21 protein-coding genes are annotated in these 19,293 nt (G+C 69.9%); 4 read left to right on the top strand and 17 right to left on the bottom strand.

Features of this window, described 5'->3' with window-relative positions:
• Positions 1-12 precede the first annotated feature (12 nt).
• Positions 13-585, top strand: coding sequence for a cob(I)yrinic acid a,c-diamide adenosyltransferase (locus ACGH52_RS26595; protein ID WP_059301471.1), 573 nt, complete (start codon positions 13-15; stop codon positions 583-585).
• 149 nt (positions 586-734) lie between these two features.
• Here the strand turns inward: ACGH52_RS26595 and ACGH52_RS26590 are convergent, their stop codons facing one another.
• Together ACGH52_RS26590 and ACGH52_RS26585 are read right to left on the bottom strand one after the other, a co-directional pair.
• Positions 735-923: a DUF5708 family protein gene (locus ACGH52_RS26590; RefSeq protein WP_399942941.1), complete on the bottom strand. Its 189-nt coding sequence runs from the start codon at positions 921-923 to the stop codon at positions 735-737.
• Positions 920-1,504 (bottom strand): hypothetical protein, encoded by a 585-nt coding sequence (locus tag ACGH52_RS26585; protein ID WP_399942938.1) that lies wholly within the window; start codon positions 1,502-1,504, stop codon positions 920-922. The genes ACGH52_RS26590 and ACGH52_RS26585 overlap by 4 nt, the downstream gene beginning before the upstream one ends.
• A 152-nt stretch (positions 1,505-1,656) precedes the next feature.
• Between ACGH52_RS26585 and ACGH52_RS26580 the strand changes: the two genes are divergently transcribed.
• The 3 genes from ACGH52_RS26580 to ACGH52_RS26570 all read left to right on the top strand — a co-directional run bounded on the left by ACGH52_RS26580 (position 1,657) and on the right by ACGH52_RS26570 (position 5,464).
• A complete protein-coding gene (locus ACGH52_RS26580; protein ID WP_076976359.1) occupies positions 1,657-2,853 on the top strand; it encodes a sensor histidine kinase in 1,197 nt (398 codons plus the stop codon).
• Complete coding sequence (locus ACGH52_RS26575; RefSeq protein WP_059301467.1) at positions 2,850-3,491, top strand: response regulator transcription factor; 642 nt, start codon at positions 2,850-2,852, stop codon at positions 3,489-3,491. Before ACGH52_RS26580 ends, ACGH52_RS26575 begins: the two co-directional genes overlap by 4 nt.
• A 146-nt stretch (positions 3,492-3,637) precedes the next feature.
• Positions 3,638-5,464 (top strand): glycoside hydrolase family 18 chitinase, encoded by a 1,827-nt coding sequence (locus tag ACGH52_RS26570; RefSeq protein WP_121702608.1) that lies wholly within the window; start codon positions 3,638-3,640, stop codon positions 5,462-5,464.
• Positions 5,465-5,482: 18 nt separating this feature from the next.
• Here ACGH52_RS26570 and ACGH52_RS26565 read toward each other — a convergent pair whose 3' ends face one another.
• The 15 genes from ACGH52_RS26565 to prmC form a co-directional block, all read right to left on the bottom strand.
• Positions 5,483-5,932 (bottom strand): DUF2550 domain-containing protein, encoded by a 450-nt coding sequence (locus ACGH52_RS26565; RefSeq protein WP_059301465.1) that lies wholly within the window; start codon positions 5,930-5,932, stop codon positions 5,483-5,485.
• Between the two features lie 142 nt (positions 5,933-6,074).
• Complete coding sequence (locus tag ACGH52_RS26560; protein WP_030187277.1) at positions 6,075-6,449, bottom strand: F0F1 ATP synthase subunit epsilon; 375 nt, start codon at positions 6,447-6,449, stop codon at positions 6,075-6,077.
• Between the two features lie 131 nt (positions 6,450-6,580).
• Positions 6,581-8,017, bottom strand: coding sequence for a F0F1 ATP synthase subunit beta (atpD, locus tag ACGH52_RS26555; RefSeq protein WP_059301464.1), 1,437 nt, complete (start codon positions 8,015-8,017; stop codon positions 6,581-6,583).
• Positions 8,017-8,934 carry a F0F1 ATP synthase subunit gamma gene (locus ACGH52_RS26550; protein WP_059301463.1) on the bottom strand — a complete coding sequence of 306 codons (918 nt, stop codon included), beginning with the start codon at positions 8,932-8,934 and terminating at the stop codon, positions 8,017-8,019. Before ACGH52_RS26550 ends, atpD begins: the two co-directional genes overlap by 1 nt.
• A gap of 21 nt (positions 8,935-8,955) precedes the next feature.
• The gene (atpA, locus tag ACGH52_RS26545; protein WP_059301462.1) at positions 8,956-10,545 is read right to left on the bottom strand and encodes a F0F1 ATP synthase subunit alpha; all 1,590 of its coding nucleotides are present in this window, start codon (positions 10,543-10,545) and stop codon (positions 8,956-8,958) included.
• Positions 10,546-10,732: 187 nt separating this feature from the next.
• A complete protein-coding gene (locus ACGH52_RS26540) occupies positions 10,733-11,548 on the bottom strand; it encodes a F0F1 ATP synthase subunit delta (protein ID WP_059301461.1) in 816 nt (271 codons plus the stop codon).
• Positions 11,549-11,553: 5 nt separating this feature from the next.
• Positions 11,554-12,114, bottom strand: coding sequence for a F0F1 ATP synthase subunit B (locus ACGH52_RS26535; protein ID WP_079033134.1), 561 nt, complete (start codon positions 12,112-12,114; stop codon positions 11,554-11,556).
• Positions 12,115-12,156: 42 nt separating this feature from the next.
• The gene (atpE, locus tag ACGH52_RS26530) at positions 12,157-12,381 is read right to left on the bottom strand and encodes an ATP synthase F0 subunit C (protein ID WP_030545783.1); all 225 of its coding nucleotides are present in this window, start codon (positions 12,379-12,381) and stop codon (positions 12,157-12,159) included.
• Positions 12,382-12,453: 72 nt separating this feature from the next.
• Entirely contained in the window at positions 12,454-13,293 is an 840-nt protein-coding gene (gene atpB, locus ACGH52_RS26525; RefSeq protein ID WP_059301460.1) for a F0F1 ATP synthase subunit A, read from the bottom strand.
• A gap of 210 nt (positions 13,294-13,503) precedes the next feature.
• Positions 13,504-13,938 carry a hypothetical protein gene (locus ACGH52_RS26520; RefSeq protein ID WP_030187255.1) on the bottom strand — a complete coding sequence of 145 codons (435 nt, stop codon included), beginning with the start codon at positions 13,936-13,938 and terminating at the stop codon, positions 13,504-13,506.
• 271 nt (positions 13,939-14,209) lie between these two features.
• Complete coding sequence (locus ACGH52_RS26515) at positions 14,210-15,511, bottom strand: MraY family glycosyltransferase (RefSeq protein WP_076976352.1); 1,302 nt, start codon at positions 15,509-15,511, stop codon at positions 14,210-14,212.
• 130 nt (positions 15,512-15,641) lie between these two features.
• Entirely contained in the window at positions 15,642-16,898 is a 1,257-nt protein-coding gene (gene glyA / locus ACGH52_RS26510; protein ID WP_399942929.1) for a serine hydroxymethyltransferase, read from the bottom strand.
• 155 nt (positions 16,899-17,053) lie between these two features.
• Positions 17,054-17,734, bottom strand: a complete 681-nt coding sequence (locus ACGH52_RS26505) for a protein-tyrosine-phosphatase (RefSeq protein ID WP_076976350.1) — start codon at positions 17,732-17,734, stop codon at positions 17,054-17,056.
• The gene (locus ACGH52_RS26500) at positions 17,731-18,378 is read right to left on the bottom strand and encodes an L-threonylcarbamoyladenylate synthase (RefSeq protein WP_121700882.1); all 648 of its coding nucleotides are present in this window, start codon (positions 18,376-18,378) and stop codon (positions 17,731-17,733) included. The genes ACGH52_RS26505 and ACGH52_RS26500 overlap by 4 nt, the downstream gene beginning before the upstream one ends.
• A gap of 56 nt (positions 18,379-18,434) precedes the next feature.
• Positions 18,435-19,280: a peptide chain release factor N(5)-glutamine methyltransferase gene (gene prmC, locus ACGH52_RS26495; protein ID WP_059301455.1), complete on the bottom strand. Its 846-nt coding sequence runs from the start codon at positions 19,278-19,280 to the stop codon at positions 18,435-18,437.
• Between the last annotated feature and the right edge of the window lie 13 nt (positions 19,281-19,293).

Raw genomic sequence — 19,293 nt, 5'->3', positions numbered from 1 at the left:
TACGCTGGCCCCATGGTCAACCTGACGCGCATCTACACCCGGACCGGCGACCAGGGCACCACCGCCCTCGGTGACATGAGCCGGGTCCCCAAGACCGACCTCAGGATCTCCGCCTACGCCGACGCCAACGAGGCGAACGCGGTGATCGGCTCCGCCATCGCCCTGGGCGGCCTGTCCGAGGAGGTCGTCAAGGTCCTCGTCCGCGTCCAGAACGACCTGTTCGACGTGGGCGCGGACCTGTCGACACCGGTGGTGGAGAACCCGGAGTACCCGCCCCTCAGGGTCGAGCAGTTCTACGTCGACAAGCTGGAGGCGGACTGCGACCGCTACCTGGCCGAGGTGGAGAAGCTCCGCTCCTTCATCCTCCCCGGCGGCACCCCCGGCGCGGCCCTGCTGCACCAGGCGTGCACGGTGGTCCGCCGGGCCGAGCGCTCCACGTGGGCGGCGCTGGAGGTCCACGGCGAGACGATGAACCCGCTCACCGCGACCTATCTGAACCGGCTCTCCGACCTCCTGTTCATCCTGGCCCGAGTGGCCAACAAGGAGGTCGGGGACGTGCTGTGGGTGCCGGGCGGGGAACGCTAGACGCTCCGCTGCGTGTGCCGGGGACCGGTGCCGTCCTTCGGCTGCGACTCCGTCGTGGCCGGTCGCGCCCACGCGGCGGAGCCGCATGTCGACTCAGTCCCGCGCCCCTTCGGGGCACTTTCCGGCGGGCCCCGGACCGACTCCGTGTGTCAGACGTGCCGGCGCGCGGCACCGTACAGGCCCCAGGCGGTCTGCGCGCCGCCGACGCACATCAGTACGACGCCCACCTTCGTCAGGGTGACCAACGGGACCTCCACGCCGCCGGTGGTCAGCCACACGGCCAGCCCGGCGAGCAGGGTGACGACGCCCTCCAGCAGGTTCTTCGACGCCCGGGTCACCGGTGTGCCTCCTGCTTCCGCGCCTCGGCCGGGACCTCAGGCGTGCCGGCCGGGTCCTTCTTCGGCCAGATCAGGTACGCGAGGGCCACCGCGCCGTGGATGCCGAGGGCGCGGATCGCCGCCCACTGGAAGGCGCGCAGGGACGAGACGTCGCCCTCGTCACCGACGTACCAGACCGCGCCCTGGAGCAGCGCGCAGGCCACGGTCGCGCCGAGCAGGGTGCGCAGCCACAGGCGGCCCTCGTGGGCGGCCCGGGCCCTGCCGTAGCGCGGGGGCTTGGGCGGTGGCGGGCCGCCGGCCAGGCGGTGTGCGGCGTGGCCGTCGAGCCAGCGGATCGTGTAGTGGCCGTAGGCGACGGTGTAGCCGATGTACAGCGCGGCCAGGCCGTGCTCCCAGCCGGGCTCGGCGCCGTTCTTGAGGTCGTACGCCGTCACGGCGAACAGCACCAGTTCCAGCACCGGCTCGCACAGCAGCAGGACCACGCTGGTGCGCCGCCACTTCAGCAGGTAGCGGGCGCCGAGTCCGAGGGCCAGCAGCACCCAGAAGCCCACCTCGCAGGCGATGATCAACGCGACGACCACGACGTACCCCCTTCGTTCACCCTTCCAGGCTCCCGTGGGAATCCGCCCGGATCGTCGTCGGCGGTGACGAACCTCCGGTACATCGAAAGATGCAGTGCGTGACCCTTCCCGGGGATCAGGCGGGCGGGGCGCGGGCCGTGTTGGATGGTGACATGGCCGCACGACTCCCCCGCCCGCGCCGCTTCGACGTGTACGTCGCGTCGGCCGGTCTGCTCGGCGGGCTGCTCCTGTGGGGCATCGGCCTGGGCGTGCGGCCGGCCGACGAGCCGATCGTGCTGTTCGACGGCCGCTGGCCGCTGCTGGTGCCGCTCGCCGTCATGGCGGGCTGCGAGCTGCTGCGCCGGGCGGCCCCGCGCACGGGTCTGCTGATCGGCACGGTGGCGCTGATCGCGGACACGCTCACGCAGGGCAGCCTGGTCACGGTGATCATGTACACCGACCTGATGTACGCCGCCGTGCTGTACGGCACGCCCGCCTCGGCCCGCCGCATCCCGTGGATCACCGGGCTGCTCACGGTCGCCTCGACACTGGTGCCGTTCGCCGTGTGGCGGGTGCCCGAGACGCTGCTCATCGGCGTCGCCGTCGGCGTCGTGTCCTTCGCGCCCGCCTCCACGGGGCTCATCGTCCGCAACCACCGCGAGGCCGCCGACGCCGCCCTGCTGCGCGCCGAGCAGACCGCGCTGCTGGCCGAGATGGACCGGGTCCAGGCGGTGACGGCGGAACGCTCCCGGATGGCCCGCGAGCTGCACGACATGGTCGCCAACCACCTCTCCGCGATCGCCATCCACTCCACCGCCGCCCTCTCCCTGGACGACGCGGCGACCACCCGGCAGGCACTCGGCGTGATCCGCGAGAACAGCGTGGCGGGACTGGCCGAGATGCGCCGCCTCATCGGCATCCTGCGGGACAGCGGCGGGGACACCGAACCGGCTCCGGCCCCCACCCTCGGCGGGCTCGGTGCGCTGGTCGACGGCGCCCGCGCCAACGGCCTCGATGTCGCCCTGGAGTCGGCATCCGGGGACAACCTGCCCGCGCCGGTCGAGCTGGCCGCGTACCGGATCGTGCAGGAGTCGCTCACCAACGCGCTCAAGCACGCCTCGCGGGGCACCGTCCGGGTCCGGCTCGACCGGCACGACGGCGCCCTGCGGGTCGAGGTGACCAGCCCGTACGGCGACCGGGACACCCCGCGCGCCCCGGGTTCCGGTGCCGGTCTGGTCGGGATGCGGGAGCGGACCGCGCTGCTGCACGGCACGTTCGAGGCCGGGGCGGTGGCGGACCCCGGCTCCGCGGGCGGCAAGATCTGGGCCGTGCGCGCCACGCTGCCCCTGACCGAAGGAGACCTCGCATGATCCGCGTCCTCGTCGCCGAGGACCAGTCCGCCGTCCGTGCGGGACTGGTGCTGATCCTGGGCAGCGCACCGGACATCGAGGTGGTCGGCGAGGCCGCGGACGGCGAACAGGCGGTGGCGCTGGCCCGGGAACTGCGCCCCGACCTGGTGCTGATGGACGTGCAGATGCCGCGCCTGGACGGCGTGACGGCGACCCGGACCGTGGTCGGGGAGGGTCTCGCCGACGTGCTGGTGCTGACCACCTTCGACCTGGACGAGTACGTCTTCGGGGCGCTGCGGGCGGGAGCCGCCGGGTTCCTGCTGAAGAACACCGAGGCCAAGGACCTGATCGCGGCCGTGCGCACGGTGGCGGGCGGCGAGGGCATCGTCGCCCCGGCCGTCACCCGGCGGCTGATCGCCGAGTTCGCCGCGCGGCCGGTGCGGGAGCCGACCGCGGACCCGGAGGTGCTGCGGGACCTGACCCGGCGTGAGCGCGAGGTGCTGTCCTGTCTCGGCGAGGGGCTGTCCAACGCGGCGGTCGCCGAGCGGCTCGAGATGGCGGAGGCCACGGTGAAGACGCACGTCAGCCGGCTGCTGGGGAAGCTGGGGCTGCGCAGCCGGGTGCAAGCGGCGGTGCTGGCACAGGAGTTGGGCGTCTAGTTTTCCCTCTCCGGCACAGGCTCAACCACCGGTTCGCACATTGGTCCAGACCTATTGACCTATGGTCCAGACCTTTCTATTCTCGCGGCACTGCGGGCATGAGGCTCAGTCATGCCCTCGACAACACCCCATATAAGGAGGCGCACATGCGCTTCAGACACAAAGCCGCGGCACTCGCAGCGACCCTGGCGCTTCCCCTCGCCGGGCTGGTCGGCCTCGCGAGCCCGGCCCAGGCGGCCACCAGCGCGACGGCCACCTTCGCCAAGACCTCGGACTGGGGCACGGGCTTCGGCGGCAGCTGGACGGTGAAGAACACCGGCACCACCTCGCTCAGCTCCTGGACCGTCGAGTGGGACTTCCCCTCCGGCACCAAGGTGACCTCCGCCTGGGACGCCACCGTCACCAACTCCGGCGACCACTGGACCGCCAAGAACGTCGGCTGGAACGGGACGCTCGCCCCCGGCGCCTCGGTCTCCTTCGGCTTCAACGGCAGCGGCCCCGGCTCCCCGTCCAACTGCAAGCTCAACGGCGGCAGCTGCGACGGCACCTCGGTCCCCGGCGACGCGGCCCCCTCCGCGCCCGGCACGCCCACCGCCTCCAACATCACCGACACCTCGGTGAAACTGTCCTGGTCGGCGGCGACCGACGACAAGGGCGTCAAGAACTACGACGTCCTGCGGGACGGCGCGAAGGTCGCCACCGTCACCGGCACCACCTACACGGACAACGGCCTCACCAAGGGCACCGCCTACTCGTACAGCGTCAAGGCCCGCGACACCGCCGACCAGACCGGTCCGGCCAGCGGCTCCGTGAAGGTCACGACCACCGGCGGGGACGGCGGCAACCCCGGCACCGGTGACGAGGTCAAGCTGGGCTACTTCACCAACTGGGGCGTCTACGGGCGCAACTACCACGTGAAGAACCTGGTCACCTCCGGCTCCGCCGACAAGATCACGCACATCAACTACGCCTTCGGCAACGTCCAGGGCGGCAAGTGCACCATCGGCGACGCCTACGCCGACTACGACAAGGCGTACACCGCCGACCAGTCCGTCGACGGCGTCGCCGACACCTGGGACCAGCCGCTGCGCGGCAACTTCAACCAGCTGCGCAAGCTGAAGGCCAAGTACCCGAACATCAAGATCCTCTACTCCTTCGGCGGCTGGACCTGGTCCGGCGGCTTCCCCGACGCCGTGAAGAACCCGGCCGCCTTCGCCAAGTCCTGTCACGACCTGGTCGAGGACCCGCGCTGGGCCGACGTCTTCGACGGCATCGACCTGGACTGGGAGTACCCGAACGCCTGCGGTCTCAGCTGCGACGAGACCAGCGCCCCGAACGCCTTCAGCAGCATGATGAAGGCGATGCGCGCCGAGTTCGGCCAGGACTACCTGATCACCGCGGCCGTCACCGCCGACGGCTCGGACGGCGGCAAGATCGACGCCGCCGACTACGGCGAGGCCTCGAAGTACATCGACTGGTACAACGTGATGACGTACGACTTCTTCGGCGCCTGGGCGAAGAACGGGCCGACCGCTCCGCACTCGCCGCTGACCGCGTACGACGGCATCCCGCAGCAGGGCTTCACCACCGCCGACGCGATGGCGAAGTTCAAGTCCAAGGGCGTCCCGGCCGACAAGCTGCTGATCGGCATCGGCTTCTACGGCCGCGGCTGGACCGGCGTCACGCAGTCCGCGCCCGGCGGCACCGCCACCGGCCCGGCGACCGGCACGTACGAGGCGGGCATCGAGGACTACAAGGTCCTCAAGAACAGCTGCCCGGCCACCGGCACCGTCGCGGGCACCGCGTACGCCCACTGCGGCTCCAACTGGTGGTCCTACGACACCCCGGCCACCATCAAGTCGAAGATGGACTGGGCCGAGCAGCAGGGCCTCGGCGGCGCCTTCTTCTGGGAGTTCAGCGGCGACACCACGAACGGCGAACTGGTGAGCGCCATCGACAGCGGCCTCAAGTAACACCAGCTGTCAGGACAATTAAGCGACATTGACGCGCTGACCGGGCGGGGCTGCTTCCAGCCACGCGAGGAATCCGGTCAGCGCGTCTTCGCTCATCGCCAGTTCGAGCCGTGTGCCCCGGTGCAGACAGGCCAGGACCACGGCGTCGGAGAGCAACGCCAGCTCCTCCTCCCCGTCCGGCACCCGGCGGCCGTCCACCTCGATCGAGGAGCGCTCGAGGACGCGGCGCGGGCGGGGGGAGTACGAGAAGACGCGGTACCACTCGACCCGGTCGCCGTTGTAGCGGGCCACGCCGTAGGCCCAGCCCTTGCCGTCGGTGGTGTCGCCCTCCTTGGGGGCGTCCCAGCGCAGGGAGCAGTCGAAGGTGCCGCCCGAGCGCTGGATCAGCCGGCGGCGCAGACCGAAGACGAAGAGGCCGATCACCACCACGGCCACCACGATTCCGCACACAGTCAGAGCGAGGGCCATCGACACCGACCTCCTCGTCTCCTAGGTAACGGAACGGAAAAAACACCCGGATCTGCCTCAGCCGCGGCCGGGTCCGGATGGCTCCGGTCCCAGCCGCGGCTGAGTGACGTCATGGCACGACGCTATCGCACTGTGCTGTGGATCAGCGTCCCGCCGCCGCGCGCAGTCGGACGTCCGCGCGACGCTCGGCGTGGGCGTCGCCCTCCGCCTTCGCCTGTTCGAGCTTCCGCTCGGCGCGGTGGACGTCGATCTCGTCCGACAGCTCGGCGATCTCGGCCAGCAGCGACAGCTTGTTGTCGGCGAACGAGATGAAACCGCCGTGCACCGCGGCGACGACCGTCCCGCCGTCACTCGTACGAATGGTCACCGGGCCCGACTCCAGCACACCGAGCAGCGGCTGGTGACCGGGCATGACGCCGATGTCGCCGGACGTGGTGCGCGCGACGACCAGGGTGGCCTCGCCGGACCAGACCTCTCGGTCGGCCGCGACCAGCGCGACGTGCAGCTCAGCAGCCAAGGTGGCTCCTCGGGTCACCACCCGGCGGGAGAGCCGGGTGTTGGTTACAAGTCTAAGGGGCGTGCCGGAGGGGACGGGACGCGCCCGCCCCCTCCGGGTGGTGAACCGTGCGGCTCACCGCGAGCCGGGGCTCAGGAGACGCCCAGCTCCTTGGCGTTGTTCTTCAGGTCCTCGATGCCACCGCACATGAAGAACGCCTGCTCCGGGAAGTGGTCGTACTCGCCGTCGCAGATCGCGTTGAAGGCCGCGATCGACTCGTCCAGCGGGACGTCCGACCCGTCGACGCCGGTGAACTGCTTGGCGACGTGGGTGTTCTGGGACAGGAAGCGCTCCACGCGACGGGCGCGGTGGACGACGAGCTTGTCCTCTTCGCCCAGCTCGTCGATACCGAGGATCGCGATGATGTCCTGCAGGTCCTTGTACTTCTGCAGGATGTTCTTCACGCGCATCGCGGCCTGGTAGTGGTCCGCCGCGATGTACCGCGGGTCGAGGATGCGGGACGTCGAGTCCAGCGGGTCCACGGCCGGGTAGATGCCCTTCTCGGAGATCGGACGGGAGAGCACCGTCGTCGCGTCGAGGTGGGCGAAGGTGGTGGCCGGGGCCGGGTCGGTCAGGTCGTCCGCGGGGACGTAGATCGCCTGCATCGAGGTGATCGAGTGACCACGGGTCGAGGTGATGCGCTCCTGGAGGAGACCCATCTCGTCGGCCAGGTTCGGCTGGTAGCCCACCGCGGAGGGCATGCGGCCGAGCAGGGTCGACACCTCGGAGCCCGCCTGGGTGAAGCGGAAGATGTTGTCGATGAAGAACAGCACGTCCTGCTTCTGGACGTCGCGGAAGTACTCGGCCATGGTCAGGCCGGCCAGCGCGACGCGCAGACGGGTGCCCGGCGGCTCGTCCATCTGACCGAAGACCAGCGCGGTCTTGTCGATGACGCCGGACTCGCTCATCTCGTCGATGAGGTCGTTGCCCTCACGGGTGCGCTCACCGACACCGGCGAACACGGAGACACCGTCGTGGTTGTTGGCGACGCGGTAGATCATCTCCTGGATGAGCACCGTCTTGCCGACGCCGGCGCCGCCGAACAGACCGATCTTGCCGCCCTTGACGTACGGGGTCAGCAGGTCGATGACCTTGACGCCGGTCTCGAACATCTCGGTCTTCGACTCGAGCTCGTCGAAGTTCGGCGCCTTGCGGTGGATCGGCCAGCGCTCACCGGTGTAGGTCTCGTCGACGTTCAGCACCTCACCGAGGGTGTTGAACACCTTGCCCTTGGTGAAGTCGCCGACGGGCACGGAGATGGCCGAGCCCGTGTCGGTCACCGCGGCCTGGCGGACCAGACCGTCGGTGGGCTGCATGGAGATGGTGCGGACCAGGCCGTCACCCAGGTGCTGGGCGACCTCCAGGGTCAGCGTCTTCAGCTCGCCCGCCTGCGCCGGGTCGGCGACCTCGACGTGGAGGGCGTTGTAGATCTCCGGCATCGCGTCGACGGGGAACTCCACGTCGACGACCGGGCCGATGACCCGGGCGACGCGGCCCGTGGCCGTCGCGGTCTCAACAGTGGTGGTCATTAGTTGTCACTCCCCGCGTTCGCGTCGGCCAGGGCACTGGCGCCACCGACGATCTCGCTGATTTCCTGGGTGATTTCGGCCTGGCGGGCCGCGTTGGCAAGACGGGAGAGCGTGTTGATCAGCTCGCCCGCGTTGTCGGTGGCCGACTTCATCGCGCGCCGGGTGGCGGCGTGCTTGGAGGCAGCCGACTGGAGCAGCGCGTTGTAGATGCGGCTTTCGACGTAGCGAGGCAGCAGGGCGTCGAGGACGTCCTCCGCCGACGGCTCGAAGTCGTACAGCGGAAGGATCTCGTCCTTCGCGCCCGACTCGGCGGCCACCTCGTCGAGGCTCAGCGGCAGCAGCCGGGAGTCGATCGCCGTCTGCGTCATCATCGAGACGAACTCGGTGTAGACGATGTGGAGCTCGTCCACGCCGCCCTCGGCCGTGTCCTTCTCGATGGCCTCGATCAGCGGCGCCGCGACCTTCTTGGCGTCCGCGTACGTCGGCTCGTCGGTGAAGCCCGCGAACGACTCCGCGACCTTGCGCTCGCGGAAGTTGTAGTGGGCCAGACCGCGGCGGCCGACGATGTACGTGTCGACCTGGCGGCCCTCACGCTCGAGGCGCTCGGTCAGCTGCTCCGCCGCCTTGATGGCGTTGGAGTTGAAGGCGCCGGCCAGACCGCGGTCGCTCGTGAGGAGCAGGACCGCGGCACGGCTCGGGCTGTCCGCCTCCGTGGTGAGCGGGTGCTTCGTGTTCGACCCGGTACCGACCGCCGTGACCGCGCGGGTGAGCTCCTGCGCGTACGGCGTGGAGGCCGCCACCTTGCGCTGCGCCTTGACGACGCGCGAGGCGGCGATCATCTCCATCGCCTTGGTGATCTTCTTGGTCGCGGTGACGGATCGGATGCGACGCTTGTAGACCCGGAGCTGGGCTCCCATGAGTCAGGTCCCTTCCTTACGTCACTTGGCGGCGGACGGGGCGTCCTCGCCGAGCAGCTTGCCGTCCGAGGTCTCGAACTGCTTCTTGAACGACGCGATCGCATCGGCGACGGCCTGCAGGGTGTCGTCCGACATCTTGCCGCCCTCGCGGATGGAGGTCATGAGGCCCTGCTCCTGGCGGTGCAGGTACTCGAGCAGCTCCTTCTCGAAGCGGCGGATGTCGCCGACCGGCACCTCGTCCATCTTGCCGGTGGTACCGGCCCAGACGGAGACGACCTGGTCCTCGGTGGCCATCGGCTGGTACTGGTCCTGCTTCAGCAGCTCGACCATGCGCTGACCGCGCTCCAGCTGCGACTTCGACGCGGCGTCCAGGTCGGAACCGAAGGCGGCGAACGCCTCCAGCTCACGGAACTGGGCAAGGTCCACGCGCAGTCGGCCGGAGACCTGCTTCATGGCCTTGTGCTGGGCGGAGCCACCGACGCGGGAGACCGAGATACCGACGTTCAGGGCCGGACGCTGACCGGCGTTGAACAGGTCGGACTCCAGGAAGCACTGGCCGTCGGTGATGGAGATGACGTTGGTCGGGATGAACGCCGACACGTCGTTGGCCTTGGTCTCGACGATCGGCAGACCGGTCATCGAGCCGGCGCCCTCGGCGTCGGAGAGCTTCGCGCAGCGCTCCAGCAGACGGGAGTGCAGGTAGAAGACGTCACCCGGGTAGGCCTCACGGCCCGGCGGGCGGCGCAGCAGCAGCGACACGGCGCGGTAGGCGTCGGCCTGCTTCGACAGGTCGTCGAAGATGATCAGGACGTGCTTGCCCTCGTACATCCACTGCTGGCCGATGGCCGAGCCGGTGTACGGCGCCAGGTACTTGAAGCCGGCCGGGTCGGACGCCGGGGCGGCCACGATGGTCGTGTACTCCAGCGCGCCGTTCTCCTCCAGCGCACCGCGCACGGACGCGATGGTGGAGCCCTTCTGGCCGATGGCGACGTAGATGCAGCGGACCTGCTTGCTCGGGTCGCCGGTGCGCCAGTTGTCGCGCTGGTTGATGATCGTGTCGACGGCCAGGGCGGTCTTGCCGGTCTGGCGGTCGCCGATGATCAGCTGACGCTGACCGCGGCCGATCGGGGTCATGGCGTCGACGGCCTTGTAGCCCGTCTCCATCGGCTCGTGCACCGACTTGCGCTGCATGACCGTGGGGGCCTGCAGTTCGAGGGCGCGGCGACCGGACGTCTCGATCTCGCCGAGGCCGTCGATCGGGTTGCCGAGGGGGTCGACGACGCGGCCGAGGTAGCCCTCGCCGACGGCCACGGAGAGGACTTCACCGGTACGCGAGACCGGCTGCCCCTCCTCGATGCCGCTGAACTCACCGAGGACGACGCAACCGATCTCGCGCTCCTCGAGGTTGAGGGCGAGGCCGAGGGTGCCGTCCTCGAACTTCAGCAGTTCGTTGGCCATGGCCGAGGGCAGGCCCTCGACCTTCGCGATGCCGTCGCCGGCAAGGGTGACCGTACCGACCTCCTCGCGCGAGGCCGCGTCCGGCTTGTACGACTGGACGAAGTTCTCCAGTGCGTCCCGGATCTCCTCCGGCCGGATCGTGAGCTCCGCCATCTGAGTTCCCTGCTCTCCTTGTTGGGCCCGAAGTTTCACTTGGGGGGTATTCCACGAGTCGGGACTCCCCCCAATAAGAGGTGAATCCTCTGCACGGCCCAACCAGGGCCGTCGTAAGTACGTACTGCTACTGCTCTGTTACTGCTGTTTTGCTGTGCTGTTGTCGCGACCGCGGTCGCGGGAAGCGTCAGCTCGCCAGCCGGCGGCCGGCGTCCTCCAGGCGGTCCGCGATGGAGCCGTTGATGACCTCGTCACCGACCTGCACCCGGATTCCGCCGAGGACCTCGGGGTCCACGTCGAGGTTGAGGTGCATCGGACGGCCGTAGACCTTCGCGAGGGCCGCGCCGAGGCGCTGCTTCTGCGTGTCGCTCAGCGGCACCGCCGAGGTGACCACGGCGACCATCCGGTCCCGCCGGTCGGCGGCGAGCTTGGACAGGGACTCGAGTCCCGACTCCAGGCTACGTCCCCGCGGCACGGTGACAAGGCGCGTCACCAGACGCTCGGTGGTCCGCTCCGCCCGGCCGCCGAGCAGTTCGCGCAGCAGCTCGCCCTTGGCCGCGGTGGTGGCCGACCGGTTGGTGAGCGCGGCGCGCAGCTCGGTGTTGGAGGAGACGATCCGGCCGAACCGGAACAGCTCGTCCTCGACGTTGTCGAGCCGGCCCCGCTTCTGGGCGGCGGTGAGGTCGGCGGTGTTCGCCAGCTCCTCCAGTGCGTCCACCAGGTCGCGGGACTGCGACCAGCGGGAGCGCACCATGCCGGCCACCAGGTCGACGGCCGGGCCGCTGACCTGGGTGCCGAGGAGACGCTGCGCGAGTTCGGCCTTGGCCTCGCCGGCCTGCGCCGGGTCGGTGAGGACCCGACGCAGCGACACCTCGCGGTGGAGCAGCGCGGTGACGGCGGCCAGCTCGTCGGCGAGCGCGCCGGCGTCCACGGACGTGGAGTCCGTCAGCGCGTCGAGACGCTCGCGTGCGGCGGCCAGCGCCTCGCGGCTCGCTCCGTGCATCCCACTCATCGGGTTGCCTCTGCCGTCGTCGCCTTGTCGTCCAGCTCGTCCAGGAAGCGGTCGATGACGCGGCTCTGGCGGGCGTGGTCCTCGAGGGACTCGCCGACGAGCTTGCCGGCCAGGTCGGTGGCCAGCTTGCCGACGTCCTGGCGCAGCGCGGACGCGGCGGCCTTGCGGTCGGCCTGGATCTGGGCGTGACCGGCGGCGATGATCTCCTCACGCTGCCGCTGGCCTTCCGCGCGCATCTCGGCGATGAGCGTGGCGCCCTGCTCCTGCGCCTCCTGACGCAGTCGCGCGGCCTCGTGCCGGGCCTCGGCGAGCTGGGCCTTGTACTGCTCAAGGACGCTCTGGGCCTCGGTCTGCGCGGCCTCGGCCTTCTCGATACCGCCCTCGATGGCCTCGCGACGCTCTTCCAGAACCTTGTTGATGTTCGGGAGGAGCTTCTTGGCGAGGAAGCCGAAGACGATGACGAAAGCGATGAGGCCGATGACAACTTCCGGCCACGGCGGGATGAGGGGATTCTCCTTCTCACCCTCAGCCGCCAGGAAAACCAGGGCGGAGTTCACATCAGTGCCTTTCGTCGAAAGGGTCGGTCGTCAGTGCTCGTCTTAGTAGACGAACGGCATGACGAGACCGATGAGGGCGAGCGCCTCACAGAACGCGAAGCCCAGGATCTGGTTGGCGCGGATCAGACCGGCCGCCTCGGGCTGGCGGGCGAGGGCCTGGGTGCCGTTACCGAAGATGATGCCGACGCCGACGCCGGGGCCAATGGCGGCCAGGCCGTAACCGACGGAGCTGAGCGAACCTTCGACGGCAGCAAGGGTCTGGGACATGCCAGTTCTTCCTTCTCTTTACGGACCGGTGGGGGTTGGCCACCGGACGGCTGGGGTGTGATGCGGGACGACTCAGTGGTGCTCGGCGAGCGCGCCCTGGATGTAGGTGCAGGTCAGCAGCACGAACACGTACGCCTGCACGGCCTGGATGAAGAGCTCGAAGGCCGTCATGATGATCGTCATCACGAACGAGACGCCCGCGTAGGCGATGCCGATGCCGTTCAGCATGTACCAGCTGGCGATCGTGAAGAGGAGCAGCAGCGTGTGGCCCGCGAACATGTTCGCGAAGAGCCGGACGGCGTGGGTGAAGGGGCGGACGATCAGGTTCGAGAAGAACTCGATCGTCATGGCCAGCGGCAGCACCGCGCCGAGCGACTTGTCGTAGCCCGTGACGTTCTTGAAGAAGCCCACGAAGCCGTGGCGCTTGAAGGTCAGCGAGACCCACAGGACGTAGACGATCAGGGCCATGCCCGCCGGGTAGGCGATGATCGACGTCACCGGGAACTGGGCGACCGGGATGATCGACCAGAGGTTCATCATCCAGATGAAGAAGAAGAGCGTCACGACGAGCGGGACGTACTTCTCGCCTTCCTTCTTGCCGATCGTCTCGTACACCACGCCGCGGCGGATGAAGTCGTAGCCGGCCTCGGCGACCATCTGGAGCTTGCCCGGGACAACCTTCGGCTTGTTGAAGGCGGCCCAGAAGAAGCCCACGATGATGATCGAGCCGAGCAGGGCGAGCAGCATCGGCTTGTTGAAGTACATGCCGTTGCCGTCTGCGTTGCCCCAGAGCGGCTCGAAGAGGAACGAGTGCAGGCCGGGAGCCGGGAAGCCACACCCGTCGAACAGGTGGCAGTCGGTCTCGAAGGCGAGCACCTGCGTCGGGTCAGCACTCACCGCGGGCTCCTTCATCGTGGCGCATGGGTACGGCAACCTCGTTGTGTCGGCGCGGCGCGTAACCGCTGTTCGGCACGGGACTGGTGTAACGGATGTGGGGGCGGCTGTGGGGCATCTCGCCTCGCGATTCAGCAGGCGTCAGCCGAGATGCCCGCGCCCGCGATGCCGCAGTTGGCACCGGACGATAGCAGGACTTCACATGCCTCTTTATCCCGGCCCTACCCCTCACGACGAGTGGCCCGTCTTTTCGGGCTTTTCGCCCTTCGGTTCGGGCTCGACGTAGAGGATCTTGGCCTTCATGTGCGCCCGCGTCTGCGCGGCGATCCACGCGAGCGTGACGGCGACCAGGGTGATCGCGAAGGACCGGGGGTTGAACAGCGTCGTGTTCTTGAACGCCGCGAGGAAGACGAACAGCAGCAGGATCTGTGCCGCGTAGAGCATCAGGCCCATCGCCTGGAAGAGGTGCGGAAGCGATTTGGCGGTGCGCTGCAGGACGTAGAGGCCGATCCCCATGAAGAGCATCGCCACCACGGTCGCGACGACGGCTCCGACCGCACCCTTGCCACCGGCGACCACGGCGCTGACGACGGCGGCTACAGCGCCGACGGCAGCCGTGGGCACGGCAGCCTGAAGCAGGATCCGGACGTCATTGGACGGCATGGCGGCAACTCCGCTTTCAACACACAGGGGGCAGGTGTCGTCATGGACGAGCGTAGCCCCGGGGCGGACGGTGTCCGCACGTTCAAGAGACCGTCGCACTACGGTCCTTGGGCTCTACCCCGGGAATACTCGTGAACCGTATCACAAACTATTTGATGAGGTCTTTACCTGTGGGTGTGCTTGCTGTCACACGTGAGAGTGACAGTGCGCGTTTGTGCAATTACCGCGCCCACTTGTCTGGTAATGGGGGGTTTCGCCCCTCTCACCTTTTCTACCGTGCCCGCGTACGGGGTCCGACGGCGGTCGCCCCGTTGACGCCCGAGACGCCGACGGTGACGCGCACCCGCTCCTCGTCGTCGTCCTCGTCCGCGGCCACCGCGGCCTCTTTCTCGGCCGGGGCGGCGGCCGCCCGGCGGCGCCGGTAGCGCGGCGGCACGAAGGCCTCGGCCCAGCGGGGGGCGCGCGGCGTGAAGCGCGGCAGCAGGAGCAGGACCAGGCCGATCGCGCTGAGGAAGACGACGCCCAGCACGATCCACATCGACGCCGCGTTCACCGAGTAGGCGAGCGCCCCGAACGCGATCAGCGCCGAGAAGAAGTACATGATCAGCACCGCGCGGCTGTGCGAGTGGCCGATCTCCAGCAGGCGGTGGTGCAGGTGCCCCCGGTCGGCGGCGAACGGCGACTGGCCGCGCCAGGTGCGGCGCACGATCGCCAGGATCAGGTCGGCGGCCGGGATGGCGATGATGGTCAGCGGCATCAGCAGCGGGATGTAGACCGGCACCATCTGGTGCACGGTGTTGCGCTCGGAGCCGCCGAAGAGGCTGTCCGGGTCCACCTGGCCCGTGATGGAGATGGCGCTCGCCGCCAGGACCAGGCCGATCAGCATCGAGCCGGAGTCGCCCATGAAGATGCGCGCGGGATGGATGTTGTGCGGCAGGAAGCCCAGGCACATGCCCATCAGGATGGCCGCGAACAGCGAGGCGGGCGCCGCGGCCTCGATGCCGTACGAGTACCAGATCCGGTAGGCGTACATGAAGAACGCCGCCGCCGCGATGCACACCACGCCGGCCGCGAGACCGTCGAGGCCGTCCACGAAGTTGACCGCGTTGATGGTCACGACGACCAACGCCACGGTGAGGAGCGTGCCCTGCCACTGGGTCAGCGCGACCGTGCCCACGGTCGGGATGGGAAGCCACAGGATCGTCAGACCCTGCACAACCATCACGCCGGCGGCGATCATCTGACTGCCCAGCTTGATCAGGGCGTCGATCTCGAACTTGTCGTCCAGGACACCGATCAGCCAGATCAGCGCGGCGCCGGAGAGCAGCGCCCGCGGTTCGTTGGACTTCTCGAAGACCTGGTGGAGGTTGGTCAGGTGGTCGGCGACCAGCAGACCCGCGCACAGTCCGAAGAACATGGCGATACCGCCGAGCCGCGGAGTGGGTTCCCGGTGCACGTCACGTGCCCGGATCTCCGGCATCGCTCCCGCCACGATCGCGAACTTCCGTACCGGCCCGGTCAGCAGATACGTCACCGCGGCCGTGACGCAGAGCGTCAGCAGGTATTCACGCACGGGCTTCCCCACAGGTCTCGCTGGCCATTCCCAGCCTCACAGCCTAGCGATGCAGGCATATGGATGAGGACTTCCGGGTAGCGACGATGGTTGCACGTGCCGCTGTGCACGCGTGTGCGCCCACCCTGCCTCATTCCGGATACGGGGGAAACTCCGTCACCAGATCCCGTACGTCGTCCCGCGCCGCGGCGGCCTCCGTGTCGCCCCTGAGCACCCCGGCGAGCAGCGTGGCCACCGCCCGCATCTCCCGCTCCCCCATGCCCTGCGTGGTCACCGCCGCCGTGCCCAGGCGCAGGCCGCGGGCGTCGCCGTGCGGCAGCGCGCAGCAGTCCAGGACGATCCCGGCCGCCGCCAGCCGGCCCCGGGCGACCTTCCCGTCGACGCCGAGCGGGGCGGGGTCGACGGTGAGCAGGTGGGTGTCCGTACCGCCGGTGGTGACGACCAGTCCCTCGGCGGCCAGGTGGGCCGCGAGCGCCCGCGCGTTGGCGACCACCTGGTGGGCGTACGCGGCGAAGGCGGGGGTCGCCGCTTCCCCGAAGGCGACGGCCTTGGCGGCGATGGTGTGCATCTGGGCGCCGCCCTGGGTGAAGGGGAAGACGGCCCGGTCGACCCGCTCGGACAGTTCGCTTCCGCACAGGATCATGCCGCCGCGGGGTCCGCGCAGCACCTTGTGCGTGGTGGCGCAGACGATGTCGGCGTACGGCACCGGGCTGGGCGCCGCTCCCCCGGCGACCAGGCCGATCGGGTGCGCGGCGTCCGCGATGAGGTAGGCGCCCACCTCGTCGGCGATGGCGCGGAAGGCGGCGTGGTCGAGGTGGCGGGGGTAGGCGATGGAGCCGCACACGATCGCCTTGGGGCGGTGGGTGCGGGCCAGGGTGCGCACCTGGTCATAGTCGATCAGCCCGGTCTCCGCGTCCACGCCGTAGCCGACGAAGTCGAACCAGCGGCCGGAGAAGTTCCCCGGCGAGCCGTGGGTGAGGTGGCCGCCGTACGGCAGGCCCAGGGCGAGGACGGTGTCGCCGGGGCGCAGCAGTGCGGCGTAGGCGGCCAGCACGGCGGAGGAGCCGGAGTGCGGCTGCACGTTGGCGTGCTCGGCACCGAACAGCGCCTGGGCCCGCTCCGCGGCGAGCCGCTCGGCGACGTCGACGATCTCGCAGCCGCCGTGGTGCCGGGCGCCCGGGTAGCCCTCGGCGTACTTGTTGGCCAGCGGCGAGCCGAGGGCGGCCAGCACGGCGGGGGACGTGAAGTTCTCGGCGGCGATCAGCTGGAGGGTCGTCGACTGCCGACGGCCTTCGGCGAACAGGATCTCGGCCAGCTCGGGGTCCTGGCGCAGCAGGACGCCGAGCGAGCTGTCATCGGCCTCGATGATGTCGTGGGTGACCGACATGGTGCGCTCCGGGCATGCGTCGACGGTGACGTACGACCAATGTAGGCCCGCAACCCCCACCCCGCCTCACGCCCGCGCCGGAACCCCCGTCAGTGCTGTCACCACGGGGACCCCGACCCTCACGCGCCCCTCGCACCGCCCGGCCCTGGCGGGCCTCACGCCCGCGCGGGGACCCCCGTCAGGGCCGTCACCACCGGGTCGAGTGCCTGGTGTATCTCGTCGCCGATCGAGCGGAAGAAGGTCAGGGGGGCGCCGTACGGGTCGTACACCTCGTCCGCCTCCACCGTGGGGGCCAGGAGCCACCCGCGCAGCGCGGCGGCCGCGCGGACCAGGGCGCGGGCGCGGGTGACCACGCCGTCCTCCAGGGGAGGGAGCGTCGCCGGGTCGATGGCGTTCACCAGGCGGGTGAACTCCTTCAGGGTGAACGTGCGCAGGCCCGCCGAGTGGCCCATGGAGATGACCTGGGCCCGGTGGTCGCGGGTCGCGGTGAGCACCAGGTCGGCACGGATCACGTGCTCGTCGAGCAGCTCTCGGCCGGTGAAGCCGGCGGGGTCGGCGCCGAAGTCCGTGAGGACCGTCTCGGCGTTCGCCTCCATGGGGGCGCCTTCGTGGCCCCAGGTGCCGGCGCTCTCCACGATCAGGCCGCCGCCCAGCACACCGAGCCGCTCCTGCACCGCGTGCCGGGTCAGCCGCTCGGTGATGGGCGAGCGGCAGACGTTTCCGGTGCTGACGTGGAGGATGCGGAAGCTGTCGCGCGGAAGTCCGACGAACGTGGTCGTGATCTCCGCGGCGCGTTCCCCGTTGCCTATGCCACGCCCCGTCTCAGGGGCCGTCAATTCGCCACCTCGAGGTCGGGTACCACCTTGCGCAGTTCCTCCGCCGACAGCGCGCCCGCACGCAGCAGGACCGGCACCTCGCGGGTGACGTCGACGATGGACGACGGGACGATGCCGGGCGTGGGCCCGCCGTCGAGGTAGACGGAGACGGAGTCGCCGAGCATCTGCTGGGCGGCGTCGCAGTCCTCGGGGGCCGGGTGGCCGGTCAGGTTGGCGGAGGAGACGGCCATCGGGCCGACCTCGGTGAGCAGCTCGATGGCGACCGGGTGCAGCGGCATGCGGACGGCGACCGTGCCCCGGGTCTCGCCCAGGTCCCACTGGAGGGACGGCTGGTGCTTGGCGACCAGCGTCAGCGCGCCGGGCCAGAAGGCGTCGACCAGTTCCCAGGCCATCTCGGAGAAGTCCGTGACCAGGCCGTGCAGGGTGTTCGGCGAGCCGATGAGGACCGGGGAGGGCATGTTGCGGCCGCGCCCCTTGGCCTCCAGCAGGTCGCCGACGGCCTCCGCGGCGAAGGCGTCCGCGCCGATGCCGTACACGGTGTCCGTCGGCAGCACCACGAGCTCGCCCCGGCGGACGGCGGACGCGGCCTCGCGCAGACCGGTCACTCGGTCGGTCGAGTCGTTGGTGTCGTATCGCCGTGCCATTTAGCGGGCCTCCTCGTACACGTACTGCGGGATCGAAGTCAGCGGGGTGCGGCCGCTCACGGCAGTGCCTTGCGGGCGGTCGCGAACCTGGGCCGGTTGTTGAGGTCGGGGTGGTCGGCCGCGTCGGCCCAGCCCCGCTCCTCGGTGAAGATCCACGGCACCTGGCCGCCCTGGGTGTCGGCGTGCTCGACGACGACCACGCCGCCGGGGCGCAGCAGCCGGTGCGCGGTGCGTTCCAGGCCCCGGATCAGGTCGAGGCCGTCCTCGCCGGAGAACAGGGCAAGCTGGGGATCGTGGTCGCGGGCCTCGGGGGCGACGTACTCCCACTCGGTGAGCGGGATGTACGGCGGGTTGGAGACGACCAGGTCGACCTGGCCGTCGAGGTCCGGGAAGGCCGTCAGGGCGTCTCCCTGGCGCAGGTCGACCCTGGACCCCTCCATGTTCTTGCGCGTCCACACCAGGGCGTCCTCGGACAGCTCCACGGCGTGCACGCGGGAGCGCGGCACCTCCTGGGCGAGCGCCAGCGCGATGGCGCCCGAGCCGGTGCACAGGTCGACGATGCAGGGCTCGACGACGTCCATGGCGCGCACCGCGTCTATGGCCCACCCGACGACCGACTCGGTCTCGGGGCGGGGCACGAAGACACCGGGGCCGACCTGGAGCTCCAGGTAGCGGAAGTAGGCGCGGCCGGTGATGTGCTGGAGCGGCTCGCGCGCCTCGCGGCGGGCGACGACCTCCCAGTACCGGGCGTCGAAGTCCGCGTCCGGCACGGTGTGCAGCTCGCCCCGCTTGACGCCGTGCAGATACGCGGCGAGTTCCTCCGCGTCGGTGCGCGGCGAGGGCACGCCGGCGTCGGCCAGCCGCTGGGTGGCCTGGGCCACCTCCATGAGCAGCAGGTTCACGCTGGTCCTCCGG

The organism is Streptomyces sp. BBFR25 (assembly GCF_044590125.1).
Taxonomy (GTDB): Bacteria; Actinomycetota; Actinomycetes; order Streptomycetales; family Streptomycetaceae; genus Streptomyces; species Streptomyces canus_D.
The sequence above is the reverse complement of the archived record's forward strand: the minus strand, read 5'-3'. Positions and strand labels throughout refer to the sequence as shown.